Origin of the sequence: Ruania suaedae (assembly GCF_021049265.1) — a bacterium.
Lineage (GTDB): Bacteria > Actinomycetota > Actinomycetes > Actinomycetales > Beutenbergiaceae > Ruania > Ruania suaedae.
Window position 1 is genome coordinate 366,582 of the sequence record NZ_CP088018.1, and the last position, 26,453, is coordinate 393,034.

The 26,453-nt window shown below is 73.2% G+C and carries 22 protein-coding genes; 11 read left to right on the forward strand and 11 right to left on the reverse strand.

Annotated features, from left to right (window positions below; translation table 11 throughout):
- The first annotated feature begins 20 nt into the window (after positions 1 to 20).
- The 3 genes from LQF12_RS01570 (at position 21) to LQF12_RS16390 (ending at position 2,873) form a co-directional block, all read left to right on the forward strand.
- On the forward strand, positions 21 to 1,082 hold the full coding sequence (locus tag LQF12_RS01570) for a substrate-binding domain-containing protein (RefSeq protein ID WP_231054259.1): 1,062 nt from the start codon (positions 21 to 23) through the stop codon (positions 1,080 to 1,082).
- A 136-nt stretch (positions 1,083 to 1,218) separates the two neighbouring features.
- Positions 1,219 to 2,658 carry an HNH endonuclease gene (locus LQF12_RS01575; protein ID WP_231054260.1) on the forward strand — a complete coding sequence of 480 codons (1,440 nt, stop codon included), beginning with the start codon at positions 1,219 to 1,221 and terminating at the stop codon, positions 2,656 to 2,658.
- An 86-nt stretch (positions 2,659 to 2,744) separates the two neighbouring features.
- Positions 2,745 to 2,873 (forward strand): hypothetical protein, encoded by a 129-nt coding sequence (locus tag LQF12_RS16390; protein WP_290370715.1) that lies wholly within the window; start codon positions 2,745 to 2,747, stop codon positions 2,871 to 2,873.
- Positions 2,874 to 2,880: 7 nt separating this feature from the next.
- On the opposite strand, the gene LQF12_RS01580 is transcribed toward LQF12_RS16390, so the two are convergent.
- Together LQF12_RS01580 and LQF12_RS01585 are read right to left on the reverse strand one after the other, a co-directional pair.
- Complete coding sequence (locus LQF12_RS01580; RefSeq protein WP_231054261.1) at positions 2,881 to 4,014, reverse strand: RNA polymerase sigma factor; 1,134 nt, start codon at positions 4,012 to 4,014, stop codon at positions 2,881 to 2,883.
- Positions 4,014 to 4,424, reverse strand: a complete 411-nt coding sequence (locus LQF12_RS01585; RefSeq protein ID WP_231054262.1) for a YciI family protein — start codon at positions 4,422 to 4,424, stop codon at positions 4,014 to 4,016. The genes LQF12_RS01580 and LQF12_RS01585 overlap by 1 nt, the downstream gene beginning before the upstream one ends.
- Positions 4,425 to 4,671: 247 nt before the next feature.
- On the opposite strand from LQF12_RS01585, the gene ald reads away from it, so the two are divergent.
- Positions 4,672 to 5,772 (forward strand): alanine dehydrogenase, encoded by a 1,101-nt coding sequence (gene ald / locus LQF12_RS01590; RefSeq protein ID WP_231054263.1) that lies wholly within the window; start codon positions 4,672 to 4,674, stop codon positions 5,770 to 5,772.
- 8 nt (positions 5,773 to 5,780) lie between these two features.
- Here the strand turns inward: ald and LQF12_RS01595 are convergent, their stop codons facing one another.
- The gene (locus LQF12_RS01595) at positions 5,781 to 6,674 is read right to left on the reverse strand and encodes a cation diffusion facilitator family transporter (protein ID WP_231054264.1); all 894 of its coding nucleotides are present in this window, start codon (positions 6,672 to 6,674) and stop codon (positions 5,781 to 5,783) included.
- A 149-nt stretch (positions 6,675 to 6,823) separates the two neighbouring features.
- On the opposite strand from LQF12_RS01595, the gene LQF12_RS01600 reads away from it, so the two are divergent.
- Complete coding sequence (locus LQF12_RS01600; protein ID WP_435531232.1) at positions 6,824 to 9,109, forward strand: heavy metal translocating P-type ATPase; 2,286 nt, start codon at positions 6,824 to 6,826, stop codon at positions 9,107 to 9,109.
- A gap of 3 nt (positions 9,110 to 9,112) precedes the next feature.
- On the opposite strand, the gene LQF12_RS01605 is transcribed toward LQF12_RS01600, so the two are convergent.
- A complete protein-coding gene (locus LQF12_RS01605; RefSeq protein ID WP_231054266.1) occupies positions 9,113 to 10,081 on the reverse strand; it encodes a diacylglycerol/lipid kinase family protein in 969 nt (322 codons plus the stop codon).
- A 97-nt stretch (positions 10,082 to 10,178) separates the two neighbouring features.
- On the opposite strand from LQF12_RS01605, the gene LQF12_RS01610 reads away from it, so the two are divergent.
- Complete coding sequence (locus LQF12_RS01610) at positions 10,179 to 11,075, forward strand: ribokinase (RefSeq protein WP_231054267.1); 897 nt, start codon at positions 10,179 to 10,181, stop codon at positions 11,073 to 11,075.
- Between the two features lie 11 nt (positions 11,076 to 11,086).
- On the opposite strand, the gene LQF12_RS01615 is transcribed toward LQF12_RS01610, so the two are convergent.
- Positions 11,087 to 12,643, reverse strand: coding sequence for a patatin-like phospholipase family protein (locus LQF12_RS01615; protein ID WP_231054268.1), 1,557 nt, complete (start codon positions 12,641 to 12,643; stop codon positions 11,087 to 11,089).
- Between the two features lie 228 nt (positions 12,644 to 12,871).
- On the opposite strand from LQF12_RS01615, the gene LQF12_RS01620 reads away from it, so the two are divergent.
- Positions 12,872 to 13,153: a HesB/IscA family protein gene (locus LQF12_RS01620; RefSeq protein WP_231054269.1), complete on the forward strand. Its 282-nt coding sequence runs from the start codon at positions 12,872 to 12,874 to the stop codon at positions 13,151 to 13,153.
- 63 nt (positions 13,154 to 13,216) lie between these two features.
- On the opposite strand, the gene LQF12_RS01625 is transcribed toward LQF12_RS01620, so the two are convergent.
- The 3 genes from LQF12_RS01625 to pgm form a co-directional block, all read right to left on the reverse strand.
- Positions 13,217 to 15,193 carry a thioredoxin domain-containing protein gene (locus LQF12_RS01625; protein ID WP_231054270.1) on the reverse strand — a complete coding sequence of 659 codons (1,977 nt, stop codon included), beginning with the start codon at positions 15,191 to 15,193 and terminating at the stop codon, positions 13,217 to 13,219.
- A 69-nt stretch (positions 15,194 to 15,262) separates the two neighbouring features.
- Positions 15,263 to 16,171 carry a class I SAM-dependent methyltransferase gene (locus LQF12_RS01630; protein WP_231054271.1) on the reverse strand — a complete coding sequence of 303 codons (909 nt, stop codon included), beginning with the start codon at positions 16,169 to 16,171 and terminating at the stop codon, positions 15,263 to 15,265.
- 134 nt (positions 16,172 to 16,305) lie between these two features.
- Positions 16,306 to 17,985: a phosphoglucomutase (alpha-D-glucose-1,6-bisphosphate-dependent) gene (pgm, locus tag LQF12_RS01635; RefSeq protein ID WP_231054272.1), complete on the reverse strand. Its 1,680-nt coding sequence runs from the start codon at positions 17,983 to 17,985 to the stop codon at positions 16,306 to 16,308.
- Positions 17,986 to 18,074: 89 nt separating this feature from the next.
- Between pgm and LQF12_RS01640 the strand changes: the two genes are divergently transcribed.
- Together LQF12_RS01640 and LQF12_RS01645 are read left to right on the forward strand one after the other, a co-directional pair.
- Entirely contained in the window at positions 18,075 to 18,974 is a 900-nt protein-coding gene (locus tag LQF12_RS01640; protein ID WP_290370716.1) for a DUF5926 family protein, read from the forward strand.
- A 19-nt stretch (positions 18,975 to 18,993) separates the two neighbouring features.
- On the forward strand, positions 18,994 to 20,001 hold the full coding sequence (locus tag LQF12_RS01645; protein WP_435531204.1) for a glycosyltransferase family 2 protein: 1,008 nt from the start codon (positions 18,994 to 18,996) through the stop codon (positions 19,999 to 20,001).
- Here the strand turns inward: LQF12_RS01645 and LQF12_RS01650 are convergent.
- Positions 19,952 to 22,312, reverse strand: coding sequence for a hypothetical protein (locus LQF12_RS01650; RefSeq protein WP_231054273.1), 2,361 nt, complete (start codon positions 22,310 to 22,312; stop codon positions 19,952 to 19,954). The two genes, LQF12_RS01645 and LQF12_RS01650, sit on opposite strands and share 50 nt — an antisense overlap.
- 79 nt (positions 22,313 to 22,391) lie before the next feature.
- Positions 22,392 to 23,504, reverse strand: a complete 1,113-nt coding sequence (locus LQF12_RS01655) for a diacylglycerol/lipid kinase family protein (RefSeq protein ID WP_231054274.1) — start codon at positions 23,502 to 23,504, stop codon at positions 22,392 to 22,394.
- 49 nt (positions 23,505 to 23,553) lie between these two features.
- On the opposite strand from LQF12_RS01655, the gene serS reads away from it, so the two are divergent.
- Positions 23,554 to 24,828, forward strand: coding sequence for a serine--tRNA ligase (gene serS, locus LQF12_RS01660; RefSeq protein ID WP_231054275.1), 1,275 nt, complete (start codon positions 23,554 to 23,556; stop codon positions 24,826 to 24,828).
- Entirely contained in the window at positions 24,825 to 25,700 is an 876-nt protein-coding gene (locus LQF12_RS01665) for an HAD family hydrolase (protein ID WP_231054276.1), read from the forward strand. The genes serS and LQF12_RS01665 overlap by 4 nt, the downstream gene beginning before the upstream one ends.
- A gap of 108 nt (positions 25,701 to 25,808) precedes the next feature.
- Here the strand turns inward: LQF12_RS01665 and LQF12_RS01670 are convergent, their stop codons facing one another.
- Complete coding sequence (locus LQF12_RS01670) at positions 25,809 to 26,411, reverse strand: bacterial proteasome activator family protein (RefSeq protein ID WP_231054277.1); 603 nt, start codon at positions 26,409 to 26,411, stop codon at positions 25,809 to 25,811.
- Positions 26,412 to 26,453 lie beyond the last annotated feature (42 nt).

A 26,453-nucleotide genomic window follows, 5' to 3' on the forward strand; every position in this document is an offset into this window, starting at 1 on the left:
GGCGGGGCACAATGGGCGTCATGCTCCCGACCGAGCGTCGTGCCCAGCTGCTACGGGAGCTGCGTGTGCACGGGGCCGTGCGCACCGAGGAGTTCGCGATGCGGGTCGGCTCCTCCGGGATGACGGTCCGGCGTGATCTCGCCGACCTCGAGCAGGCGGGCCTGCTGCGGCGCGTCCACGGTGGCGCCGAGGCGCCCGGCGAGCCGTCCGCTCCGCGCGGGAGTGCGCCGGTGGCGACGATCGGGATGGTGGTGCCCTCGGCCACGTACTACTTCCCGGACGTGATCCGCGGGGCCCGGGCGGCGGTCGCCGCCGCCGGCAGCCGGATGATCCTCGCCGTCTCGGACTACTCCCAGGCGCGCGAGCGCGAACAGATCGGGCGTCTGCTCGCCCGCGGCGTGGACGGGCTGCTCGTCGCGCCCGCCTCCCACGCCACCGCCGACCCGGAGACCTACGAGCTGCTCGCCGGGGCACCCGCCGCCGTCGTGGTGCTCGAGCGCAGCCTCGAGGCCTCTCCCTGGGAGGGCGAGCTCGACGTGGTCCGCTGCGACCACGACGTCGGCGGTCGGCTGTCGGCCACGCACCTGCTGCAGACCGGCTGCACCCGGCTGCTGGTGGCCACCCGGGCCGGCCCGACGGCACCGCTGGTCCGGGCGGGTGTACGCCGCGTGGTCGAGGAGGCCGGGCTGGGTATGGAGACGGTGACGCTCCCCCCGGCGGATGCCCCCGGGTCGGTGGTGGCCGAGGCGATGGCGGATCTGGTCGGGCGGGCCCGCTCCGGCGCGATCGACGGAGTGGTGGTGGTCCCGGACGAGGTGGCCATCGGCCTGGTGGACCTCGCCGAGGACGCCGGCGTCCGGGTGCCGCAGGACCTGGCCGTGATCGCCTACGACGACGAGGTGGCCGCGCTCTGCGCGACCCCGCTCACGGCCATCGCCCCGCCTCGCCACGACGCCGGGGAGGCCGGTGCCCAGTTGTGCCTGCGCCGGGTGCTCTCCCGGCTGCGCTCCGGCGAGCCCCGGGCCTGGTCGAGCCTGGCGCTCTCGCCGACGTTGCGGGTACGGGCGACGACACGGGGGTAGGGCTCAGGGTTCGGTGTCGTCCGTTCTTCGACGTCGATTGCGAGCGATGGCAACGAAAATGAGCGATGTCGGTGGTCGGGTGCAGGATGTGGTTGTCGGAACGCATCGGAGCAGCGAATCGCGGGGGAGGTGAACCATGGGCACGGAATCGACACCGCTCGACGCGGCTACCGATGATGTGCTCATCCTCGTCCGGCGTGCGCGCACGCAGCTGGCAGAAGCGGCAGTCGGAAGGCATCACGCCGGCGCCCTCGACCATCTCGATGACTCCGCCCGGATAGATCTGCTGCGCGAGCTGGAGCAGCTCGTGGGGGCCGTCAGCGCGACGCAGGCTCGGTTGGCAGCCGACCTGGACGCCTCGGTGCGGGGCGCGCGGGCCGAGCGTGGCGTCCCCGCCGAGGCCCGCGGAGCCGGCGTCGCCGCCCAGGTCGCCCTGGCGCGCCGGGTCTCACCGGTGCGCGGCTCCCAGCTGCTGGGGCTGGGGAAGGTGCTCGTCCACGAGATGCCGCACACGAGGGCCGCCCTGGCGTCGGGCGCGATGAGCGAGTGGCGAGCGACGCTGCTCGCGCGGGAGTCCGCCTGCCTGACCCTGGCGGATCGCAGGGCCTTCGACGTCCGGATGTGCGCGGATCCCGCTCGGTTCGACGGCTGGGGCGATCGCCGGCTTATCGCTGAAGCGCGTGCACTCACCGCCAGGCTGGACCAGGAAGCAGTGGTCCGACGGAACGCCCGGGCAACGGCCGATCGCCGAGTGACGATCCGACCGGTCCCGGACGTGATGACGCAGGTGACGGCACTGCTTCCGGTGGCGCACGGAGTGGCCGTGTACGGGGCGCTCACCCGGCGTGCTGACGAACTCCGCAGCCAGGGCGATGACCGGACCAGGGGCCAGATCATGGCTGACACGCTCGTGGAGCGCGTCACGGGCCGGGCCCGTGCCGAGGAGGTGCCGGTGGGGGTACAGATCATCATGACCGATCGTGCGCTGCTCGACGGGGCTGACGATCCGGCCTGGGTACCCGGTCACGGAGTCGTTCGCGCGCAGTGGGCACGAGAGCTGGTCGCGCGGGCACATCGCCACGGTTCGGTGGTCGGCAATTGGATGCTGCGGTTGTTCACTGGTCCGGACGGCAGCGAGCTGGTCGCCATGGACTCCCGTGCCCGCCGCGCGCCCTCGGGGCTCGCCAGGTTCATCACCGCGCGTGACCGGACATGCCGCACACCGTGGTGCGACGCCCCGATCCGCCACATCGATCACGTCCTCGACCATGCTGCCGGCGGGCCCACCAGTGCGGACAATCTGCAGGGCTTGTGCGAGCGGTGCAACTACGCCAAACAAGCGCCCGGGTGGTCGGCTGCGACGGTGCCGGGTCATGCGTCGGGGGGTGGCGCCCACGCGGTGCGGACGCGGACCCCGAGTGGTCACAGCTACCTCTCCCGCGCCCCACAGCCGATGGGGGTGCCGCCGCCGGACGCCGAGCCTGACCCGCTGCAGCGGTTGCGAGAACAGGGATACTCGGTGGACATCGTGCGCCCGGACCCCGACGATCCGCGCGTGTGGAGGAGAGCCGCGTGAGTGACGGTCGGCGACGCTGACCGGTCGCAGCATTCGCACGATGCCCAGCTTTCGATAGGCGACACGCACATCACGAGGAGGAACCGATGTCATTACCCACCGAGCCCGACGAGCAGCACGAGGACATTCCGCGGTTGGAGGAGGACGAGTCCGTCCCGCCCCGGCCGGAGGAGGAGGCCGCTGATCTGGGCCGGTCCGAGCCGGACCGGCACTGACCCGGGCTCAGCCCTGGAGCCGCGCCGCCCGGGTGAGCAGGTGCATCCGCTCCGCCTGGCTCGTGGCCTCCTCGGCCGCGCCGGCATAGAGCGAAGCCGCGACGACGGCGTCTCCGGCGCGCTCGTGCACCCAGGCGGCGACGGCGGTGCGGCGTGGGACGCCGTCGGGAACCTGATCGAGTGCACCCAGGCCCGCGTGCGGGCCCGCGACATGGGTGAGCGCCACCGCCCGGTTCATCAGCACCACCGGGTTCGAGGGTTGTAGCCCGACCAACTCGTCGTACCAGGACAGGATCTGCGGCCAGTCGGTCTCGGCGGCGCTCGCGGCGTCGTCGTGCAGGGCCGCGATCGCCGCCTGCACCTGGTACTCACCCAGCCGGTCCTGGGCGAGTGCGCCCTGCAGGATGGCGACACCCTCGGCGATCATCACCGTGTCCCAGCGGGTGCGGTCCTGCTCGTCCAGGGGCACCAGCGTGCCGGCATCGGTGAACCGCGCCCGCCGGCGCGCATGGTGCAGCAGCATCAGCGCCAGCAGCCCGTCGATCTCCGGATCCCGATCGGCGGCGGCCAGCTGCCGGGTGAGACGGATCGCCTCCTGCGCCACGTCCACCGGCCCGGTGAAGCCGTGATCGAACATCAGGTAGAGCACGCGCAGCACGGTGCCCATGTCGCCGACGCCGTCCAGGCGCGCTCCCCGCAACGTCCGTTTCGCGCGGCTGATGCGCTGGGCCATCGTCGCCTCCGGCACCAGGTAGGCGCGGGCGATCTGCGCCGTCGTGAGGCCCGCCACCGCCCGCAGTGTCAGGGCGATCGCCGAGGCCGGGCTCAGCTCGGGGTGGCAGCACCGGGTGAGCAGCAGCAGCGTGTCGTCCTCGTTCTCGGTGGCCCCGGCAGCCGGCTCGACGGCGGCCCTCTCCTCCCGCCGGCGTCGCGCCTGCTCCGCACGCACCTGGTCCAGGAACTTGCGCCACGCCACCCGCACCAGCCAGCCGGCCGGATCGCCGGGCATGCGCTCGGGCCAGTGCGCGAGTGCCGCGATCATCGCCTCCTGCACCGCGTCCTCGGCGGCCGTGAGCTCGGCCCCGCGGCGCACCAGCACTGCCAGTGTCCGGGGGCCGAGCTCGCGCAGCAGCTCCTCCATCAGTCGACGGCCGGCGGTTCGGACAGGAACGGCCGCACCTCGATCCACTCCTTGATGGGGCGACCGCCGTGCCCGGGGGCGGCGGAGAGGAATGCCGCCGCTTCATAGGCCCGTTCGGTCGACTCGACGTCGATGATCATCCAGCCCGCGATCAGATCCTTCGACTCCGCGAACGGACCGTCGGTCAACGGCGGCTTCCCGTCGCCGTCGAAGCGGACGAACGTCCCCTCGGGTGAGAGGGCCTGGGCATCGACGAACTCGCCCCGCTCCCGAAGCGTGTCCGCGACGTGGTTCATGAAGGCGATGTGCGCCTCGAGCTCCTCGGGCTTCCACTGGTCCATCGGGACGAAGTCCTCGTCCCCCGGGGCGGGGGCGCCACGGTAGTGCTTGAGCAACAGGTACTTGGCCATGAGTTCCTCTCCTCGCTGTGTGCCGGCCCTCTGCCGGCCTCGACCAGGAGACGGAGCCGATCCGCTCGTCTCGACATCGCGTCGATTCTTGCGCCTCATCCTCTCGCGCGGGGGAGTTCGCGGCCCACCCGGTGGCACCCGGACGGGCCCGGTGCCACGCTGGGGCCGTGTCCGGACCAGGGCACGGCCCAGCCCGGGTCCCACAGGCCCCACGCCCAGGGGTCGGCCACCGAAAGGGCGAGTGCGGATGCGCATCGGCGTCGTCACCGAGGTCAAGAACAACGAGAACCGTGTGGCCGCCACGCCTGCCGGCGTCCACGAGCTGGTGGGTCGAGGTCACCGGGTACGGGTCCAGGCCGGCGCCGGGTCAGGTTCCTCCTTCGAGGACGAGACCTACGCCCGCGCCGGTGGCGAGATCACCGACTCGGCGAGCGAGGTGTGGGACTGGGCCGAGCTCGTGCTCAAGGTGAAGGAGCCCGTGTCCTCGGAGTACGGCCACCTGCGTGAGGGCCTGACGCTGTTCACCTATCTCCACCTTGCCGCTGATGAGGACCTCACCCGCGCACTGCTGAGCTCGGGTGCGACCGCGATCGCCTACGAGACGGTCCAACGACCTGACGGCTCGTTGCCGTTGCTGGCCCCGATGAGTGAGGTCGCCGGCCGGCTCGCCACCCAGGTCGGGGCCCATCATCTGATGCGCCCCTACCGCGGGCGCGGTCAGCTGCTCGGCGGCGTGCCCGGCTCCCCACGCGGGCGGGTGCTGATCATCGGCGGCGGCGTCGCCGGGGAGCAGGCCGCCACGATCGCCGTCGGGATGCAGGCGGAGGTGACCATCCTCGACCTCTCGCTGCCTCGCCTGCGTGAGCTGGACGCGCGCTTCGGCACGCGGATCAGCACCGCCCGCTCCAGCCCGTACGTCATCGCCGAGCAGGTCAGGGAAGCCGACCTCGTCATCGGTGCTGCCCTCGTCCCCGGTGCCCACGCGCCGACGCTGGTCACCGACGCGATGGTCGCCACCATGCGGCCGGGGTCGGTCCTGGTGGACATCGCCATCGACCAGGGTGGTTGCTTCGAGGGCTCGCGCCCGACCACCCACGACGATCCGGTGTTCGCCGTGCACGAGTGCCTCTACTACTGCGTGGCGAACATGCCGGGCGCGGTGCCGGTCACCTCCACGATCGCCCTGACGAACGCCACGCTCCCGTACGTGGCCGCCATCGCGGACGCGGGTTGGGGCGAGGCCGTCCGCGAGGACCCCGCGCTCGCGGCCGGGGTGAACGTGAGCGGCGGCAGGCTCGTCAACGCTGCGGTCGGGCAGGCGCACGACCTGCCGGCCGCACCGCTCTGAGCCGGCCGTCAGTCGTGCACGGCCGCCTCATGGCGAAGGTGGCCGACCGGTTCGATCTGGAACGTGCAGTGCCCGACGTCGAAGTGCCCCTCCAGGCACTCGGCCAGGCCGTCCAGGACCCGGCACTCGAGCTCGCGGTCGAGGTCGCCACCGGCCGCGACCACCACGTGCGCGGACAGCACCGGCACCCCGCTGGTGATCGTCCACGCGTGCAGGTCGTGCACGTCGACCACCTCCTCGACGGACGTGATGTGCTCGCGCACCCGGTCCAGATCGATCCCGCGCGGCGTGGACTCCAGCAGCACGTCGGCCACGTCCTTGAGCAGGGACAGGGCGCGCGGAAGGATCAGCAACCCGATGGCGAACGAGGCGAGCGCGTCGGCTCGGGCCCAGCCGGTGGTCATGATGATCACGCCCGCGACGATGACCGCGATCGAGCCGATCAGGTCGCCGAAGACCTCCAGGTAGGCGCCGCGCAGGTTCAGACTCTCACCCCGCGCCCGCACGAGCAGCAGCAGTGAGACCAGGTTCGCCGCGCCGCCGACGACGGCGGCGATGAGCATGGGGGTGGTCTGGATCTCCGGCGCGCTTCCCCAGCGCAGGAAGGCCTCCCGGATCACCAGCACCCCGACGGCGCACAGCACCATCGCATTGACCATCGCCGCGAGCACCTCCGCCCGCTGCCATCCGAACGTCCGCGCAGGGGTGGCGGGCCGTGCCGCCAGGTGGGCCGCGACGAGCGCGATCCCCACCCCGGCGGAATCGGTGAGCATGTGCCCTGCGTCGGCGAGCAGGGCGAGCGACCCCGAGACCCAGGCCCCGGCCGCCTGGGCGAGCATGGCGGTCAGGGTGATCGCGAGCACCAGCTGCAGGCGCCGCCGGTTCGCGCGGGTCGCGGTCACGCGGTGATCGTGGCTGCGGTGGCCCTCACCGGGCCGGTCTGCCGATGTCACGCGGTCCTCCCACACGGGGTCGATGGCTTGCCCATCATACGGCCCGGGGGTATGGTTTCGATACCCCCTAGAGGTATGGAAGCGGAGCGGTGATGAGCATGACGGACCAGACGCGCAGTGATCTCCAGCGCACCGAGCTGGAGATCGGCGGGATGACCTGCGCCTCCTGCGCGGCCCGGGTGGAGAAGCGCCTCAACAGGCTTGAGGGAGCCACTGCCAGCGTCAACTACGCCACCGAGAAGGCCCGCATCTTCGCGCCGCCGACCCTGAGCGTGCCGGAACTGATCGCCGCGGTCGAGCAGGCCGGTTACAGCGCCCAGGAGCTGCGCCCAGCCGGCAGCCGGCCAGAGAGTGCGGCGCCCGCTTCGGCTGTGCCCGAGTCGCCCGAGGACGCCCGCGACCCCTCAGCAGCCCACGGTCTCGCCGCGATGCGCCAGCGGCTGGTCGTCAGTGCCCTGCTCTCGGCGCCAGTGATCGTGCTGGCGATGGTGCCGGCCCTGCAGTTCACCTTCTGGCAGTGGCTTTCCCTCACCCTGGCAGCGCCGGTGGTGGTGTGGGGCGCGGCTCCCTTCCACCGCGCCGCCTGGACCAACCTCAGGCACGGCGCGGCCACCATGGACACCCTCATCTCCATGGGGACGATCGCGGCGTTCACCTGGTCGCTGTGGGCGCTCTTCCTCGGCAGCGCCGGAAGGCCCGGCATGAGCCACCCGTTCTCCCTCACCCTGGGTTCGGCGGACCCCTCCGGTGCCCTCTACCTCGAGGTCGCCGCCGGCGTCACCACGTTCATCCTCGCCGGCCGGTACTTCGAGCTGCGGGCCCGGCGCAACGCCGGCGCCGCGCTGCGCGCCCTGCTCGACCTCGGGGCCAAGGACGTCACGATCCTGCACGGCGGACAGGAGATCCGCCGCCCCGTCTCCGAGCTGGCTGTGGGCGAGGAGTTCGTGCTGCGCCCCGGCGAGACCGTCGCCACCGACGGTGAGGTGATCGAGGGGCGCTCCGCCGTCGACGTCTCGATGCTCACCGGCGAGCCGGTGCCGGCCGAGGTCGAGGTGGGGGACGCCGTCGTCGGGGGTGCGGTGAACGTCGGCGGACGGCTGGTGGTGCGCGCCACCCGCGTCGGGGCCGACACCCAGCTGGCCAGGATCGCCGCACTGGTGGAGGAGGCGCAGAACGGCAAGGCGGCCGCACAGCGGCTCGCCGACCGTATCTCGGCGGTCTTCGTCCCGATCGTCATCCTCCTCGCGCTGGCCACGCTGATCGCGTGGTGGGCGCTCACCGGCGAACCGGCGAGTGCGTTCACCGCGGCCGTCGCCGTGCTGATCATCGCCTGCCCGTGCGCGCTCGGCCTGGCCACCCCGACGGCGCTGCTCGTCGGCACCGGACGGGGCGCCCAGCTCGGCATCCTCATCCGCGGGCCCGAGGTGCTGGAGTCCACGCGCGCGGTCGACACGGTGGTGCTGGACAAGACCGGCACGGTGACCACCGGCGCCATGTCGGTCCGCGCCGTGCACCCGCTGCACGGGACCGACGAGGCCGAGCTGCTGCGCCTGGCCGGGGCGGTCGAGCACGCCTCCGAGCACCCGATCGGGGCCGCCGTCGCCCGGGCCGCGCGGGAGCGGCTCGACGTGCTGCCGGCCGTCACCGGCTTCGAGAACCTTGCCGGCCGTGGGGTGCGCGGCAGCGTCGAGGGTGTGCCGGTGCTCGTCGGCCGGCCGGACGTGCTGCGTGAGCAGGGGTGGGACGTCACCGGCCTCGAGGACCTGCTCGCGGCCTGCCAGGGTGGCACCGTGATCGCCGTCGGGGCCGAGGGCCGGTTGCTCGGGGCGATCGAGGTCGGCGACACCGTCAAGGCCACCTCCGCCGAGGCCGTGCGGATGCTGCGGGCCCTCGGGCTCACCCCGGTGCTGCTCACGGGCGACTCCCGGCGCGCCGCCGAGCAGGTGGCCCGCGAGGTGGGGATCGAGGAGGTCATCGCCGAGGTGCTGCCGGCCGAGAAGGTGGCCCACGTGCGCCGGCTGCAGGAGTCCGGCCGGGTGGTGGCCATGGTCGGTGACGGCGTGAACGACGCCGCCGCCCTGGCCGCCGCCGATCTGGGCCTGGCCATGGGCACCGGTACCGACGCCGCGATCGAGGCCAGCGACCTCACCCTCGTGCGCGGGGACCTGCGCGCCGCCGCCGACGCGGTGCGCCTGTCCCGCCGCACCCTCGGCACCATCAAGGGCAACCTGTTCTGGGCGTTCGCCTACAACGTGGCCGCGATCCCGGTGGCCGCCCTCGGTCTGCTCAACCCGATGATCGCCGGTGCCGCGATGGCGCTGTCCTCCGTGTTCGTGGTGACCAACAGCCTGCGGCTGCGCCGGTTCCGCTCGGCCCTGCGCTGAGCCTCACGTGGTGCAGATCGTCAGCGACGCCCGCTGCACCTGCGCCCGCAGCGCCACCACCTCACCCAGATATTCGCCGTCGACCTGGAAGTGCTCACCCCGGCGCAGCACCACGCGCACGTCCCGGGTGCGGCGCAGCTGCACCGCCTCCCCGGTGCGCAGCGGCCGGCGGCGGCCGGTGCGGCGCCGGATCTGACGCACCAGCGAGTTCTCCTGCACGAACCACGACGCCACCTCGCTCCAGGTGCGGGCGTCATCGGCATGCAGCATCAGCACGTCCAGCTCGCCGTCGTCGACCTCCGCGTCCGGCAGCAGCACCAGCCCGGCCGGCAGGGCGCCGCCGTTCGCGATCGCCAGCGTGAGCAGGCGGGCCTCTTGCACGGGGGCGCCGTCGAGGGAGTAGGTGACATCCAGGCGGTCCGGTCGGGTGATGCCGCGCGTGACCCCCGCCACGTAGGCGAGCCAGCCGAGATGGTCCTTGGCCTGGGTGGAGGTGTGCACCACCATCTGGGCATCCACCCCGAAACCGGCGAGCACCAGGAACACCTCGCTGCGCCGCGTGCCGTCGGCGAGATCCACACTGACCCGGCCGGTGTCGACCCGCCGCCGTGACCCCGTGAACGCCGCCCGCAGCGCGGCCACCTGGTCCAGCACGGGCAGGCCGACGTTGCGGGCGAACAGATTCGTCGAGCCCACCGGCCACACCCCGAGCGGGCGGTCGGAGCCGATCAGGATCTCGGCGGTGGCCCGCACCGTCCCGTCGCCTCCCGCTGCGATGACCACGTCCGCCTCGTCCGCACCGGCCTCGGTGAGGCGGGCGCTCAGCGCGGCGGCGTCGTCGTCGGCCCGGGTGGGCACCCACACCGATGCGCCCCACCCCGCGCGCCGTTCCTCCCGCGCGACGATCCGCCGCCAGCGCTCGCCGGTCAGCTTCTCCGGGTGGTAGACGACGGCAGCCCTCGGTGACGTCATCGCGTCTGCCTCCCGTGCCCCATGGCTCCAGTATCGCCCCTTCCGGCGGGGTCGTAGGCTGCGGGCACCAACACCTCGCGCACGAGAAGGAGACCGGATGGGCGTCGTCGTGGTCGGTTCGGCCAACATGGACGTGGTGGCGCGGGTGCCACGCATCCCCGGGCCGGGCGAGACCCTGCTGGCGAGCTCCTTCACCCGCGGTGGCGGCGGCAAGGGCGCCAACCAGGCGGTCGCGGCGGCACGGGCCGGCGGTGCCGCCACGGCCTTCGTCGGTGCGCTCGGCCAGGACGCCGACGGCGAGGCGTTGCGGCACTCCCTCACCGGCGCCGGGGTGGACACCGGGGCCGTGCGCACCTCCGGCGAGCCCACGGGCACGGCACTGATCTCGGTGGCCGACGACGGCGAGAACGCGATCGTGGTGGTGGGCGGGGCCAATGCCGACCTCACCGACCTCGACTCCCGTCAGCGCGAGGCGATCGAGGGCGCCGACGTGCTGCTCGCCCAGCTGGAGATCGACCCACAGGTGGTGCTCGCCGCGGCACGGGCTCGCCGGCCCGGAGCGGTATTCGTGCTCAACGCGGCACCCTCGCAGGAGCTCGCCGACGACCTCTGGGCCGAGGTGGACGTCCTGGTCGTGAATGAGCACGAGGCCGCCGACCAGGCCGCCTGGCTCGGCGCACCGGATCGCGGGCTTGAGGGTGCAGTGGAGCTGCTGGCCGCCCGGGTCGGCTCGCTGGTGGTCACCCTCGGCGGGAAGGGCGCCCTGGTGATCGCCGACGGCGCCCGCACCGAGGTGCCGGCCGTGCCCGTGACGCCGGTGGACACCACTGGCGCCGGCGACACCTTCGTCGGGGTGCTCGGCGCCCGTCTGGCCCTGGGGGACGATCTCGTGGAGGCGGCGCGGTGGGGCTCGGTGGCTGCCGCTCTCGCGGTGCAGCGGCCGGGCGCCCAGAGCGGGGTGCCACCGGCCGAGGAGGTGCGCGCCGCGCGCTGACGGCCCTGCCCTCACCCCAGCCAGCTCGGCGCGGGTAGCTCGTAGGGGTGGCCCTCCCAGGCCCGCCACCAGCCGTCCGCCTCCGGCGGCAGCAGGTGCGCGTCGCCGGTCACGACGGCGTCCCGCAGCTCGCGCTTCAACCGCGCGACCAGGTGCAGGTCGGGGGTGAGCGTCTTCCCGGCGTCGGTGCGCAGCGCGTCGGAGTGCCCCTCCGCCGACTCCGGCCGCAGCACTGCGTCCTCGACCGCCCAGATGCGGCGCCGCAGCTCGACGATCGCGCGGGTGCGCTCGCGCTGGGCGCCGGTGGCGCCGGTGCACTCCTCGGCCGCGCGGATCCAGCCGTAGTCCATGGAGATCCGCACCAGCCCCGGATCGACGGTGAGGATGTCGTGGATGTCGAGCTCGGGCTGGATCACCATCGCCCCGGCGGCGCGGGCCCGTCGTACCTCATCGGTCTGGATCTCGTCGGTCATCACCCCGAAGCCGGCGCGCATCACGATCTCCAGCATGTCCTTGCCGGCGAAGCTGGAGGCGGGGCTGAGGCCGGGCGGCGAGGCCACCACCGCGAAACAGCGGGTGACCCCCAGGTGCTCGGTGGCCACCTCCACGGGCAGGGACTCACGGGCTCCGCCGTCGACGTAGTGCTCCGAACCCAGGCGCACCGGGGCGAAGACGCCCGGGATGGCGCACGAGGCGTGGATGGCGGCGACGAGGTCGACCACCGGCGCCTCGAGCACCGGCTGGTCGAGACGGTCGCGCAGCTCGCCGGACTCGGTGACGTAGCGCAGCTCACCGCTCTCCAGCGAGACGGTTGCGATCCGCAGGCGCACGCCCGAGCCGGCGACGCGGGCGGGATCGAACAGCTCGGGATCGGTGAGCCGCTCCACCAGCGGCCCGGGGCGGAACGCGGCCCGCTCGGTCTGGGCGCCCGCCAGGATGAGATCGACATCGGTGCTGGTGCGGCCTGCCTCCCACAGTGTGGCCATGGTGTCGAGCACGTTCGTCACCGACCAGTTCTGCGCCTGGAGCGGGCTCGGGTCGGCGGCGTCCGGCGGACGGCGGCGCCCGCGGTGATCGTTCTCGCGGCGCAGCGGCGACGCCCCGGTGGCGCGGGTGGTGCGTGCTGTGCGCGCACGACTGCCGGCCTGGGCCTCCCGGGCATCCCGGTGGCGCAGCGCCATCACCTTGCGCCAGGTAGGCATGTGTTCGTTCAGCTTGGTGAACCACTCCAGCTCGGTGAACATGTCGGCCGAGCTCTGCATCGTCAGCCACAGGCGCCGCAGATCGGAGACCGCCCGGTGCTGTCCGCTGCGCGTGCGGTGCTGGGCGATGACGGCCGCGAGGATCGCACCGGCGGAGGTGCCGGTGATGACCTCCGGGCTGATGCCCTCGTGGGTGTACAGGTAGTCCAGCGCGCCCAGCTCGAAGCTGGAGCGGGCTCCGCCACCGGCGATCACGAGACCGACGACCTCGGCCCGGGGCGGGTCCGGCGGGGCGGGGACCTGCCCGCCGAGGGCTTCGATGAGACGGTGGCGCAGGTGGGCGAGCGGACCGGACGGGCCTGGCATGGTCACAGCGTAGGCGACGCCGCGGTGGCCCACCCCGGCCGGAAGCACCGCGGGACGAGGGCACGCGCTCGCTCGTCCGGCATGTGAGCAGCATCGTCTTGCAGAGCGGAACCAGCGCTTGCGGCCACCCCCCGGGGAGTGTTTCGGTGGAACGGTCCGAAGGCGCAACGCGTGTAGTGAGCACGACTGCTCGTCAGCGTCTCTGCCGAAGGAACGAGAGGGAGCGTCATGCTCACCCTGACCGAGAACGCCCAGACCGCGATCAAGTCGATCACCGAGCAGGCCGGGCTGCCGGCCGAGGGTGGTGTGCGGATCGCGATGGCCGAGAGCGGCACCGAGCTGCAGCTCTCGCTGGTACCCGAGCCCCAGAACGAGGACCAGATCATCGAGGACGAGGGTGCCCGCGTGTTCGTGGCCACCGAGACCTCCGACCTGCTCGAGACCCAGCAGCTCGACGCCAACCAGAGCGCCGAGGGCACCGGCTTCACCCTCACCAGCAAGGAGGACTGAGGCCGACCAGCCGAACGCCCGCCGGACCCGCTGTGCGCAGCGGGTCGGCGGGCGTTCGTGCGTTCAGGCGGTGGTCAGCGAGCGGCGCAGGTCGGCCACCGAGGTGACCGGCAGGTCGCACACACGTCCGCGGCACACATAGGCCGCGGACTGGCCCGCCACCGTGGGGCGGTCGGCCAGCAGCGGGTGGCCGGGGGTGTACGCGAGGACCAGTCCGGGGGAGGTCGAGGCCCGGGCCTGCGCGATCATCGCCGCGGCGCTCGCATCCTCGCCGGCCACGGCCACCTGCACCGGCCCACCGAGTGCGGCCTCGGCCACCGTGAGGAACCATCCGGCGAACCGCGGGTCGGCGCCGATCGTGGCCGAGCCCGCGGCGATCGCCCGTTCGGCCTCGCCCCGCCGCTCGCCCGTCAGGGCCGAGAACGTCAGCAACGCCCCCGCCAACGACGACGTCCCGCACGGTTCGGCGTTGTCGCTGACTCCTCGCAGTCGCAGCACCAGGCGCTCGGCATCGGCGGCGGTGTCGTAGAAACCCCCGCCCGGGGCGGAGAACTGGTCGACGGCGGAACTCAGGATCTCCCCGGCCACGTCCAACCAGCGCAGGTGGCCGGTCGCCTGGTGCAACGCCAGCAGGCCCTCGGCGAGGTTGCCGTAGTCGTCGGCCACCCCGGCCGGTTCACCCGCCCGGCCGTCGCGGGAGGCGCGCAGTACCCGGATCGGACCCTGCGCCGTCGTGGTGTGGGTGGCGAGCAGCAGGTCGGCGCAGGTGACGGCGACCTCCACCCACTCCGCCTGCTCGAGCACGGCGCCGGCCTCGGCGAGGGCGGCGATCGCCAGGCCGTTCCAGGAGGTGACCACCTTGTCGTCGCGGGCCGGCTGCGGGCGCCGGGACCGGGCGGCGAGGAGATGCTCGCGCCAGACCGGCCACTCCGGCGGCGGATCGCCGAGCATCCGCAGCGTGGAGGCGCCCTCCTCGAACGTGCCGGACTCGGTGACCCCCAGTAGCTCGGCCGCGCGGGCGGCGTCGCCGGCTCCCAGCACCTCCGCCAGCTGCGCCGGGGTCCAGACGTACGTCAGGCCCTCCACACCGTCGGTGTCGGCGTCCAGGGAGGCCGCGAACCCGCCCTCGGGGGTGCGCAGGTCCCGCAGCAGGAATTGCGCCGTCTCGGTCACCACCCGGCGCGCCAGCGGCTCCCCGGTGGCTTTGTACCAGTGCAGGTAGGCGCGCAGCAGCAGGGCGTTGTCGTAGAGCATCTTCTCGAAGTGCGGGACCACCCACGCCTCGTCCACGCTGTAGCGGGCGAACCCGCCGGCGAGCTGGTCGTAGATCCCGCCGCGGGCCATCGCCTCGCAGGTCCGTTCCACCAGGTCCAGGGCTGCGGTGCTCCCGGTGCGGGCGTGGTGGCGCAGCAGGTGCTGCACCGTCATCGAGGGCGGGAACTTCGGCGCCGTACCGAACCCGCCGTGGCGGGTGTCGGCCTGCGCGGCCAGGCGCCCGACGGCGGAGGCCAGCATCGCCTCGTCCGGCACCCGGGCCTCGTCGGGGGACGCAGTCGCGGTGGCCTCGAGCAATCGTCGCGTGATCTGGTCCGCGCCGGTCAGCACCTCCTCACGGCGTTCGTCCCAGACCTCGGTGATGGCCTGCAGCAGGCTGAGGAACTGGGTGCGCGGGAAGTAGGTACCGCAGTAGAAGGGTTGCCCGGTGGGGGTGAGCAGGCAGGTCATCGGCCAGCCGCCGTGACCGGTCATCGCTTGCGTGGCCTGCATGTAGACGGCGTCGACGTCCGGGCGCTCCTCCCGGTCCACCTTCACCGCCACGAAGCCCCGGTTCATCAGGGCGGCCACCTGCTCGTCCTCGAAGGATTCGTGGGCCATCACATGGCACCAGTGGCAGGCGGCGTAGCCGACAGAGAGCAGGATCGGCACGTCCCGTTCGCGCGCTTCGGCGAAGGCCGCCTCACCCCACTCGTACCAGTCGACCGGGTTGTCGGCGTGCTGGAGCAGGTAGGGGCTGGTGGCCTGGGCGAGGCGGTTGGACATGAATCCAGCGTGTCACGCCTGCGTGCCACCGGCGCGGCGGCGCCGCAGCACGTACCGGCGCGGCTTGGCTCAGGCCCTCGGCTTGCGCGCCACGATCGACCACGCCACCGGGACCTGCTCGCGCCACGGCGTCGGCAGGACGAAGGCGTCCGCCTCGGCCACCATCACCGGCAGCGCCTGCCAGGGCAACGTCTCGTGCTCACCGACCGCGACCACGTGCAGCCCCGCATCGAGCAAGGCCTGGAGGGTCTGGGAGACCGGGTGTGGCCACTCGAAGTTGCGGGTGGCGGTGATGCGGGTGTGATCGCCGTCGACGTAGGTGGTGCCCTCGGCGTAGGTGAACGCCCGGCCCGGCGGTAGGGACCAGTACCGGTGGCCCAGCCGGACGTCGTCGGGCACCAGGTCATCCATCGAGGCCAGCATCGGGTGCTGGTCGCGGAAGAAGAAGGTGCCACCGGGGCGCAGCAGCGCGGCGATGGTCTGTGCCCAGGCCTGCAGGTCCTGCACCCAGCAGATCGTCCCGATCGAGGTGTGCACGTGGTCGAAGGCGCCACCGACGGTGATGCTCGCCTGCGTCACCTCGCTCTCCACCCACCGGGCCGGCAGCCCGCACCGGGCGGCGAGGTCGCGGGCCACCTGCAGGGAGGCAGGGGACAGGTCGACGCCGGTGACGCGGGCGCCGAGCCGTGCCATGGACAGGGTGTCGGTGCCGATGTGGCACTGCAGGTGGCACACGTCCAGGCCCTCGAGCAGACGCGCCGGGTCGGTACCGGTATCGCCGAGGTGGGGGGCGAGGAGCGCCATCTCCTCGCTGATCACCGAGGAGATCCGGTGCGGGTCGGCCACGAAGCCGTCCAGGTCGTAGGCGGCGCTGGCGGCGTGCACGGCCGCGCGGTCGTCCCAGTTCTCCCGGTTCGCGGCGTAGGCCTCGGCGGTGGTCGCCTCGGTCTCGAGGATCGGCTCTGAGGGCAGGGTCATGGATCCAGCCTGGCACGGACCGGGCGGGGGCACACCCGGACATTCGCCCGGCGGCGGGACCGAACTGACGCCCTCCGGTCCCTCCATGCCACATCTGGCACGGAGGCGCTCGGGCCCGTCAGTTGCGTCCCGGCCTACTCGCCCAGCGCCCGCGAGACGAGTTCCTTGGCCGCCTCCTGCACCTGCTCCAGGTGGTCGGCGGAGACGAAGGACTCGGCGTAGATCTTGTAGACGTCCTCGGTGCCGGAGGGTCGGGCCGCGAACCACGCGTCCGCGGTGGTGACCTTCAGCCCGCCGATCGCCGCGCCGTTGCCCGGCGCCTCGACCAGCGTGGCGGTGATCGGCTGCCCGGCCAGCTCGGTGCTGGTGACGTCCTCGGGTGAGAGGGCGGCGAGCTTGGCCTTCTGCTCCCGGGACGCCGGGGCGTCCACCCGGGCGTACCAGCTCTCACCGAACTCGGCCACCTGCTCCTCGTGCAGCTGGCTGGGGGAGCGGCCGGTGACCGCGAGGATCTCCGCCGCGAGCAGTGCCAGCACGATGCCGTCCTTGTCCGTGGTCCACACCGACCCGTCCCGGCGCAGCAGCGAGGCCCCGGCCGACTCCTCGCCCCCGAACCCGAGGGAGCCCTCCAGCAGCCCCGGGACGAAGTGCTTGAAGCCCACCGGCACCTCCACCAGCGGCCGGCCGGTGGCACCCACCACGCGGTCGATCAGCGCCGAGGAGACCAGCGTCTTGCCGACCCCGGCCGATGCGGACCACTCGGGTCGGTGCCGCAGGAGGTAGTCGATGGCCACGGCCAGGTAGTGGTTGGGGTTCATCAGCCCGCCGTCACCGGTGACGATCCCGTGCCGGTCGGCGTCGGCATCGTTGCCGGTGGCGATGTCGAACGGCGGGGCGCCCTCGCCCTCGCGCATCGTCTCCACCAGGGAGGCCATCGCCGAGGGCGAGGAGCAGTCCATCCGGATCTTGCCGTCCCAGTCCAGGGTCATGAACGACCAGGTGGGGTCCACCCGCGGGTTCACGACCGTCAGGTCCAGGTTGTGGCGCTCGGCGATCTCGGCCCAGTACTCGACGGCGGCACCACCGAGGGGGTCGGCGCCGATCCGCACCCCCGCCTCGCGGATCGCGTCGAGGTCGAGCACGGACTCCAGATCGTCGACGTAGGTGAGCAGGTAGTCGTGCCGCCGCACGTTCGGCGCCTCGAGCGCCTGCTCGTACGGCAGCCGGGCCACGCCGGAGACCCCGGTGCGCAGCAGCTCGTTGGCCCGTGCCGCGATCGCCGACGTCGCCTCGGACCCGGCCGGACCCCCGTGCGGCGGGTTGTACTTGAAGCCGCCGTCGCGGGGCGGGTTGTGCGAGGGCGTGACGACGATGCCGTCCGCCAGGCCCGGGCCCCGGGTGCGCACGCCCTCGCTCGATCCCGCGCCGTTGTGACGCAGGATCGAGTGGGAGATCGCCGGCGTCGGGGTGAAGGAGTCGCGGGCATCGATGTGGACCTCCACCCCGGCCGCGGCCAGCACCTCCAGCGCGGTGCGCTGCGCCGGGTCGGACAGGGCGTGGGTGTCGCGGCCCAGGTAGAGCGGACCGTCGGTGCCCTGGGAGGTGCGGTACTCCACGATCGCCTGGGTGATCGCCACGATGTGGGCCTCGTTGAAGGCCGAGTCCAGGCTGGAGCCGCGGTGCCCCGAGGTCCCGAACACCACCTGCTGGGCGGGGTCATCCACGTCCGGACTCCGGTCGTAGTAGGCGGAGACGACCGCCTCGACGTCGATCAGGTCCTCGGGGAGGGCCACGTGCCCTGCGCGGGAGTGCATGACGCCATCGTGCCACCCGCGTTGCCGGGAGTCGATTGCGCCCGACGTCGATTGTGCAGGCCACACGCCGGTCTCGATAGGGTGAAGCCATGGCAAAGCGCAAGAAGCAAGGCCCGGTCAACGAGAAGGTCGCCGCCCGGCGTGCCGCCAGCAAGGCGGCCCGGGAGGCAGGTGGCTCCCTCGCCCCCCGGCGCTCCTTCGACGGACTGCCCGGTGAGGCCGACTGGGTGGCGATGCGTGAGGTCGTCCCCGCGGCCAGCGCCACCGCCCGCACCAACGCCGAGTACGGTGCGCGGGAGATCACCGTGGTGACCGTGCTGCCGGGCCTGCTGCCGGCCATGCATCGCGAGGACGGGACAGTGCTCGTCGCGCTGCAGAACGTCACCTCCAGCGGTGACCCGAGCAGGGACGTCGCGGCCGCGCTGCTGGAGGTGCTCGAGACCGAGCCGGGCACCAGCCTGACCCACCTCGACCTGCCCGGCCCGGGGCCACGGCTGCAGGATGTGCTCGATCTGGACGCCCCGTTCGAGGTCACCCTGCACGAGACCTTCGACTTCGTCCTCCCGCCCGACGCCGAGCCGAGCGCTGAGGTGAACGAGGCCATGGAGGAGTTCGCAGGTGCGATCGTGCCCACCGTCAAGCTCTCCTCGGTCGAGGGCGCGTACTGGTGCCGCATGGGAGCCCGGGAGTTCCTGCGCTGGTCGCGCACCGAGGAGGAGGAGGAGCTGCTCGACGCCCTCGCCCGGCTGCACGCCGACCGTCGCTCCGCCGTCGACGAGGGGTCCCGGTTCATTGGGGCGTTCCGCTCGTGCGGGCTGGTGGTTCCGGTGTGGGAGCTCGAGGCGGGCACCGAGGCGGATGAGCTGGAGAAGCCGGCCCCCGGGTTCGAGGCCCGGCTGGCCGAGGCGCTCGCCGTGACCGATCCACTGACCGCACAGGAGCGACGGGCGCGCGCAGGGATCGTGTCGCGCCAGGTCACGCTGCGCTGACGACGTTAGGCTGAAGGGTGTGAGCCGGGTGCCGGGCGAAGGGATCAACCCCCTACGGATCATCCGTCGTCGTGTGCCCGATACCGGCCCGATCCCCGTCCCGGCGGCTGATCCGGACCATCAGCGGGTGGCAGCGGTGATCCCCGCCAAGGACGAGGCCGCCCGCATCGCCTCGACCGTGCGCGCGGTGCGCGCGATCCCCTACGTGGACCTCGTGCTCGTGGTCGACGACGGCAGCGAGGACGACACCCAGCACCTCGCGCGAGCGGCCGGCGCGGTGGTGGTCCGCCACTCCCACAACCGGGGCAAGTCCTCGGCGATGGAGACCGGCGCCGCGGTGGTGGCCATGCGCGACCTGGACGCCGGCCCCGCCCGCCTGTTGCTGTTCGTCGACGCCGATCTCGGCGCCACCGCCGTCAACGCCGCCCCGCTGGTGCCGCCGGTCGTCACCGGCCGCGCGGACCTGTCCATCGCGGTGCTGCCCAAGCAGTCGGGGGCCGGCGGGCGCGGCATCGTCACCGGTCTCGCTCGCCGCGCCATCCAGCGCGGCACGGGGTGGGCCCCGACCCAGCCGCTCTCGGGCCAGCGCTGCATGACGCGCGCCGCGTTCGACTCCGCCACCCCGCTCGCGCACGGGTGGGGGGTCGAGACGGGGATGACCATGGACGTGCTGATGCAGGGTTTCGCCGTGGTCGAGGTGCCGTGCGACCTGCGCCACCGTGCCACCGGCAACGACCTCGCCGGGCAGCTGCACCGCGCGGCGCAGTACCGCGACGTCGCGATGGCGATCGCGGCGCGCCGCTTCCGGCACTACAAGCAGAAGGTCTCCCGGGACGCTGCCGAGGGGGAGGCCGGCGCGGCGGCTGCGCTGCCTCAGCAGGGCGCGCCGGAGGAGGCCTCTCCGGCCGCCCAGGCCGGAGACGTCCCGGCCGGGAGCCGCCCGCCCGCGCCGGAGTCCCAGCGCCGCCGAGGCATGCTCAGGAAGGCGGTCGAGGCGTCCCGGCAGCGGAGGTCACGCCGTCGGTAGCGCGTCCGTCCCGTAGCCCGAGCATCCAGGTGGCGCAGGCGGCGATCAGCAGCGGCACCCCGTGCGCCACTCCGAGCGCAGGGATCGCGATGCCGGAGTCGTTCACTGCCAGACCCAGCCCGAGGGCGATCGCCAGCGCGAGCAGGCCCGGCCGCAGCATCGGCGCCTGCCGGCCCATCAGCGAGATCGGGTTCCCGCCCGAGAGCCAGGCGAAGTCGCCGCCACCGGGCGAGCTGAGGGCCACCCGGATCGGTCGCGCGAGCACGAACAGCACCGTGAGCACCCCGCAGATCGCCAGGATGGTCAGCGGCCGGTTGCCGAACAGGATCGAGATGTTCTGGTCCAGCTTGCGCCAGATCACGTCCCACAGGCCGCCGTCGAGCATGGTCTGGAAGAACCGCCCGAGATGGGTGGGGTCGGGGCGCAGCCAGTCCACGAAGGCGATCGCCATGGTCGCCACGCCCGCGCCGATGAGTACCATCAGCGCGCGCACCCACGTCAGCCGCACCCCGAGCGCCAGCAGCGCCAGCACCGTGAAGGCCGGCAGCAGGGCGGGCGGGCCGCCGAAGTCGGCACCCAGGCCGGGTGCGCCGTCGAGCACCACCACCGCCGCCCCGATGGCGAGGGTCACCACCGCGGCGAGCCGGCGACGGCCGGTGCGTACCAGCGGGTTGGTGAGCGCGATGGTCACCAGCAGGGACGCCGTCGTGAAGAGGGCGAAGGTGGTGTTGTTCATCCCGTAGAACCGGCCGGCCACCAGGGTCGGCACGCCCATGACGGCCGAGAGCTGCAGCGTGGCGCCGGTGGCGACGTCGACGGCGAGCACCAGGGCCGTCAGGCCCGCCACCACGGCGACCGGCCCGAACAGGTGCCGGCGCCACGGCCCGGCCAGTGCGAGCGCCACCACGAGCACCGCGATCGCGGCCGTGATCGCGAGCAGCGCCGGCAGCGGCGCGCCGGCGCGCCACCACGGCGCCAGGTTCGCCAGGTAGGAGGCCACCGGGATGCTCGCGATCGCGAGCGCCACGGCGCGCAGCACACCCAGCGCGGCCTCGGGGTGCGCCAGCACCCGGCGCAGCGCCTGTGACCCCGGCAGGCGAACCAGCCGGTGCGCGGTCCAGGCGCGCAGGCGGGTGACCGCGGGGCGTTTGAGGGCCACGGCCACGACGGCGAAGAGCAGCAGGTTCAGCACCACCAGCCCGGCGTAGAACACCGGGACGATAGGGCGCACGGCGTCGGCGTGGAGGGCGTCGTCGCGGAGCACGTCGCGCCGCTCGGTGGCCGAGTCGCCCCCTGACCCGGGTAGCTGCTGGGCGGCGGCGCCGATGGCCGAGCCGGTCGGCCCCGCGTCCTCGACCCCCAGCAGCCGCAGCAGGGTGGGCAGCAGGTCGGTGGTCAGGACGAATCCGTCCTGACGGGTGGAGGGGGAGGTGAGCAGCCCCGGCTCGGCCTGGGCTCCGCTGAGAGCCAGCACCCGGAGCCCGGGGGCGTAGCCGGAGTCGGCGACGCCGGCGAGCAGCACGGCCGGTTCACCCGGCGCCTGCGCCAGCCCGGCGACGATCTCCTCGACGCGCGCGTCGATCACCTGCAGCTGGTCCTCGCGGTAGGTCTGCCGGCTGGTGGCGAGGGTGTGGCCGTCCTCGCCCTCGCGCAGCGACCCGGCGTCGATCACCAGGAGCTGGGCGTCCGCGGCGGCCTCGGCGGCCCACGACCCGAGGTCGCTGCCGGCGCGTTCGGTGTGGGTGGCGACCTGCCCGGCCTCGTCCGCCAGGGCGATCGCCGCCCCCGGGCCGAGGCCCGCGGTCGTGACGCCGCCCGTCTCGAGCAGCTCGGCCAGCAGGCCCGGCCGGGCCTGGAAGTTCTGGCCGGCGAGCGCGTCGGTGTAGTCCTGCCAGCCGCGGACCTGTGGACCCTCGGGCTCGAGCAGGAACCGGCACCGGCCCTCGTCGTCGGAGGAGGCGGCGGTGTCGGCGGCGCGGGTTCCCGTGCTTAGCGCCAGCCACCCGTCCGCGGGGCAGGTGAAGGAGCGGACGCTGCGCACCACCAGCGAGCCGACGGCCTCCTCGGTGAGGGAGGCGAGGGCCGGGGTGGTCACCGGGTCGATGTCCGACCACGCCAGACCGCTGACGCCGATCATCACGACCGGCCCGTCGGCCCCGGTCACCGGCTCCGGGGCGGCATGGCCGGGTGCGGCCGCGCCCAGCACGGTCAGCGCCGCGGCCAGGAGAGCCAGCACGGCCCGCCGGAACGAGGGGAACAGTCGAGCGCTCCCGGTGGCGCGGGGCTCGTGGAGGGCGGTGGTCCTGGACATCGGTCCTCAGCCTACGGGCGCAGGTGTGGAGGAACCGTGAGGGCCCAGGGGAGAGATCGGCGGGCCCTGGCGCGGACCATCACCGGGTCCGCACGTGCAAACCGCCCGCCTGTAGCCGGGCGCTGGCCCCGGTCGCCTCACCGATGAGGTCGCCGTCGATCTGGATGTGCTCGGGTCGCTCGAAGGAGACCGACGCCTCCCGCCCGCGCCAGAACTGGATCGAGCTCGCCGCGGCGGGCATGTCCCGGCGGAAGCCCAGGCCCTGGGCGATGACCTTGCCGAACAGCGACACCCACCCGAACAGCCCGCCGCGGGTGTCCAGGGCGGCGATGTCGAGCCAGCCGTCGTTGAGCTCGGCGTCGGGCAGCAGCACGATGCCGCCGGGCAGACGCCCGCAGTTGGCGAACAGCAGGCTGCGGACCTTCAGCTGGTGCACCTCGCCCTCGCCGACCCGCATCCGCAGCCTGAGCTTCTTGCCGTGCAGGTGGCGTACCCCGGCGAGGAAGTAGGCGAACCAGCCGACCCGGGACTTGAGCTCGTCGTCGGCCCCGGCCACCATGGCGGCGTCGAAGCCGATCCCGGCGATCACCAGGAACAGGTGTTCGTCCTCCTCGGTGGCCAGATCGGGACCGTCGTCCTCGGCGGGCTCGAGCCGGTGGGGGCGGATCCAGCCGATGTCGATGGGGTGGTCGGTCCCGCCGAGAGCGGTCCGGATCAGCGAGGCCGTCCCGTCCAGCGGGATGTCGAGGTTGCGGGCGAGCAGATTGCCGGTGCCCATCGGCAGCAGCGCCATCGGGGTCTGCGAGCCCGCGAGCGCCGTTGCCACCGCGCGGACGGTGCCGTCCCCGCCGGCCGCGACCACCACGCACGCGCCGGCGGCCAGTGCCTCGCGTGCCTGGCCCAACCCGGGATCCTCCGGGGTGGTCTCGAACCAGAGTGGCTCGGGCAGGGCGAGCTCCTCGGCGATCTCGGTGGCCATGGTGCGCAGCGCCTGCACATCGTGCGCCTTCGCCGGATTGACCACGAACGCCGGTGGCCCCACGGAGGGCTCGCGCTCGGGACCGGGCGGGCTGATCAGCGGGTCCACCCGGGCACCGCGCTGCCGGATCCGCTGCAGCACCCACAGGCCCACCACCAGGGCTGCGATCGCGACGGCCAGCGCCACCAGACTCACCGTCTGCTCCCACGTCATGCCCTGAACCGTAGCCCCTCCCGCTGCCACGGGCCGATAGTCTCGGGGGGTGATCGACCTGAAGAGCCTGCGTGAGGATCCCGACGTCGCCCGAGCCAGCCAGCGGGCACGGGGGGAGGACCCCGGGCTCGTGGACCGGGTGCTGGCAGCGGACGAGCGCCGTCGGAGACTGTTGACGGCGTTCGAGCAGCAGCGCGCCGAGCAGAAGGAGATCTCCCGTTCCGTGGGCAAGGCCTCGCCCGAGGAGCGCCCGCAGATCCTGGCGACGGCGAAGGCACTCGCGGAGGAGGTCAAGGCTGCCGAAGCGCAGGCCCAGGCGGCGCAGACCGAGCTGGACGAGCTACTGACGCAGCTGCCCAACCTCGTCCTCGACGGCGTCCCGCCCGGCGGCGAGGACGACTACGTCGTCCTCAAGGAGGTCGGCACGCCGCGCGACTTCGCGGCCGAGGGCTTCACACCGGCCGACCACCTCGACCTCGGGCAGGGACTGGGCGCGATCGACACCGAGCGAGGGGCGAAGGTCTCCGGTGCCCGGTTCTACTACCTCACCGGGGTCGGCGCGCGGCTGGAGCTGGCGCTGCTCAACGCCGCGATGGACACCGCCCTGGCCGCCGGGTTCACGCCCGTGATCACCCCCACCCTGGTCAAGCCGGAGATCATGGCCGGCACCGGCTTCCTCGGCGCGCACGCGGACGAGATCTACCGGCTCGAGGCCGACGACCTGTACCTGGTGGGCACCTCCGAGGTGGCCCTGGCCGGTTACCACGCCGGGGAGATCCTTGACCTGACCGACGGCCCCAAGCGCTACGCCGGCTGGTCGGCCTGCTACCGGCGCGAGGCCGGCTCCTACGGCAAGGACACCCGCGGCATCATCCGGGTGCACCAGTTCCACAAGGTGGAGATGTTCTCCTACGCGCGCCTCGCCGATGCCGAGGCCGAGCACCAGCGGCTGCTCGGCTGGGAGGAGCAGATGCTCGCCCTGGCCGACCTCCCGTACCGCGTGATCGACACCGCTGCCGGGGACCTGGGCTCCAGTGCCGCCCGCAAGTTCGACTGTGAGGCGTGGCTGCCCACCCAGGAGCGCTACCTGGAGCTGACCTCCACCTCGAACTGCACCAGCTTCCAGGCCCGGCGTCTGGGGGTGCGCGAGCGCGGGGAGAGGGCCACCCACCCGGTGGCCACGCTCAACGGCACCCTCGGCACCACCCGCTGGATCGTCGCGATCCTGGAGAACCACCAGCAGCAGGACGGCTCGGTCCGGGTGCCCGAGGGCCTGCGGCCCTACCTGGGTGGCCTCGAGGTGCTGGCACCGGTCGGCCGATGAGGGGCACCGGCCCGGCGGTGAGCGACCTGCAGCCCGTGACCGAGGCCGCGGGGCTGGCGGCGCTCGCCGACCTGCGCGACGCACCGGAACGCCTGGTGGCGCTCGACATCGACGGCACCATCCTCGGCCACGACCAGAGCCTGACCGCCACGGTGATCGACGCCGTCCGGGGGCTGCGGGACTCGGGTGCACACGTGGTGCTCTCCACGGGCCGCTCCATCCAGGCGGTCCTGCCGGTGGCGCAGGCGCTCGGGATCGCCGACGCGTGGGCGGTGTGCTCCAACGGCGCGGTCACGGTGCGCCTGACCGAGGGCGGGTTCGAGATCGAGGACGTCGTCACCTTCGATCCGGAGCCGACGCTGCGACTGCTGCGCGAGCACCTGCCGGAGGGGATCTTCGCCGTCGAGGACCTGGGCCGCGGCTTCCTACTCTCGGCGCCCTTCCCCGAGGGGGAGCTGACCGGGGAGCTACGGGTGGTCGGCTTCGAGGAGCTGTGCGCCACCCCTGCCTCCCGGGTGACGCTACGCGCTCCCGACCTGGGCGCGGACGACTTCCACGACCTCGTGGACCGTTCGGGCCTGCACGGGGTGAGCTACGCCGTCGGGTGGACGGCCTGGCTGGACATCGCCCCGGACGGGGTCTCCAAGGCCTCTGCGCTGGAGCGGGTGCGCGAGCGTCTGGGCGTGCCGGCGACGGCGACCCTCGCCGCGGGCGATGGCCGCAACGACATCGAGATGCTCACCTGGGCGCAGGTGGGGGTGGCGATGGGTGGCGCGGATGCCGACACCCGGGCCGCGGCGGACTTCGGCGCCGCGGCGGTCAGCGAGGACGGCCTGGTGCCGGTGCTCATCGCGCTGGTGCCCGGGTCCTGAGCCGGCCCGGTCGTCCTCGGCCGGAGGGGTCAGCCGTGGTGACAGTGGTGGCCTCGCCGGCCAGCTGCTCGGACCAGTGGGCCGAGGTGGCCATCGCGCCACGCCGCGTCAGAGATACTGTCCGGTGCCCCGGTGCGGCTGGTCACCGTGCTGCAGCCCGAGCGCCTGGGCGGGATTTGCCGGGTTCGCGCCCGGTGGGAGGGCCTTGCGCATCTGGGCGAGCTGGTTCTGGCTGGCCATCTGCTGGGCCACCAGCGCGGTCTGGATCCCGTGGAAGAGTCCCTCGAGCCAGCCCACCAGCTGGGCCTGGGCGATCCGCAGCTCGCCGTCGGAGGGGGCACGGTCATCGGTGAAGGGCAGCGTGATCCGGCGCAGCTCGGCGATCAGGTCCTCGCTGAGGCCGTCCTCGAGCTCGTGCAGCGACCGCTCGTGGATCTGGGCCATCCGCTCGCGTGCGGCGTCATCGAGGGGAGCGCTGCGGACCTCCTCCAGCAGCTGCTTGACCATGGTGCCGATGCGCATCACCTTGGCCGGCTCCTCGACCATCGCGGAGGGATCGCGCCCCTCTTTCCCGGTGGCCACCCCCAGCCCGGTCGAGGAGGCGAGGACCACCCGTGGGCTCGTCTCCTCGGGCGCGTCCTCGGCCGAGGCCGCGGTCTCGGCTGCGGTGCTCTCGTTCGCTGTGCTCTCGTCCGGACCCGTGGATGCCATGACCCCATCTTGCCCGGCCACCCGGTCACCCGGCATCCCGCC

What these genes read in the sequence shown, in the direction of transcription:
- LQF12_RS01670 (WP_231054277.1), bottom strand. Translation starts at nt 26,411, where the DNA reads ATGGCATCCACGGGTCCGGACGAGAGCACAGCGAACGAGAGCACCGCA.
- LQF12_RS01620 (WP_231054269.1), top strand. Translation starts at nt 12,872, where the DNA reads ATGCTCACCCTGACCGAGAACGCCCAGACCGCGATCAAGTCGATCACC.
- LQF12_RS16390 (WP_290370715.1), top strand. Translation starts at nt 2,745, where the DNA reads ATGTCATTACCCACCGAGCCCGACGAGCAGCACGAGGACATTCCGCGG.
- LQF12_RS01610 (WP_231054267.1), top strand. Translation starts at nt 10,179, where the DNA reads ATGGGCGTCGTCGTGGTCGGTTCGGCCAACATGGACGTGGTGGCGCGG.
- LQF12_RS01640 (WP_290370716.1), top strand. Translation starts at nt 18,075, where the DNA reads ATGGCAAAGCGCAAGAAGCAAGGCCCGGTCAACGAGAAGGTCGCCGCC.
- LQF12_RS01655 (WP_231054274.1), bottom strand. Translation starts at nt 23,504, where the DNA reads ATGACGTGGGAGCAGACGGTGAGTCTGGTGGCGCTGGCCGTCGCGATC.
- LQF12_RS01650 (WP_231054273.1), bottom strand. Translation starts at nt 22,312, where the DNA reads ATGTCCAGGACCACCGCCCTCCACGAGCCCCGCGCCACCGGGAGCGCT.
- LQF12_RS01580 (WP_231054261.1), bottom strand. Translation starts at nt 4,014, where the DNA reads ATGGAGGAGCTGCTGCGCGAGCTCGGCCCCCGGACACTGGCAGTGCTG.
- LQF12_RS01605 (WP_231054266.1), bottom strand. Translation starts at nt 10,081, where the DNA reads ATGACGTCACCGAGGGCTGCCGTCGTCTACCACCCGGAGAAGCTGACC.
- LQF12_RS01570 (WP_231054259.1), top strand. Translation starts at nt 21, where the DNA reads ATGCTCCCGACCGAGCGTCGTGCCCAGCTGCTACGGGAGCTGCGTGTG.
- LQF12_RS01575 (WP_231054260.1), top strand. Translation starts at nt 1,219, where the DNA reads ATGGGCACGGAATCGACACCGCTCGACGCGGCTACCGATGATGTGCTC.
- pgm (WP_231054272.1), bottom strand. Translation starts at nt 17,985, where the DNA reads ATGCACTCCCGCGCAGGGCACGTGGCCCTCCCCGAGGACCTGATCGAC.
- LQF12_RS01665 (WP_231054276.1), top strand. Translation starts at nt 24,825, where the DNA reads ATGAGGGGCACCGGCCCGGCGGTGAGCGACCTGCAGCCCGTGACCGAG.
- LQF12_RS01600 (WP_435531232.1), top strand. Translation starts at nt 6,824, where the DNA reads ATGACGGACCAGACGCGCAGTGATCTCCAGCGCACCGAGCTGGAGATC.
- LQF12_RS01615 (WP_231054268.1), bottom strand. Translation starts at nt 12,643, where the DNA reads ATGCCAGGCCCGTCCGGTCCGCTCGCCCACCTGCGCCACCGTCTCATC.
- LQF12_RS01585 (WP_231054262.1), bottom strand. Translation starts at nt 4,424, where the DNA reads ATGGCCAAGTACCTGTTGCTCAAGCACTACCGTGGCGCCCCCGCCCCG.
- LQF12_RS01630 (WP_231054271.1), bottom strand. Translation starts at nt 16,171, where the DNA reads ATGACCCTGCCCTCAGAGCCGATCCTCGAGACCGAGGCGACCACCGCC.
- LQF12_RS01625 (WP_231054270.1), bottom strand. Translation starts at nt 15,193, where the DNA reads ATGTCCAACCGCCTCGCCCAGGCCACCAGCCCCTACCTGCTCCAGCAC.
- ald (WP_231054263.1), top strand. Translation starts at nt 4,672, where the DNA reads ATGCGCATCGGCGTCGTCACCGAGGTCAAGAACAACGAGAACCGTGTG.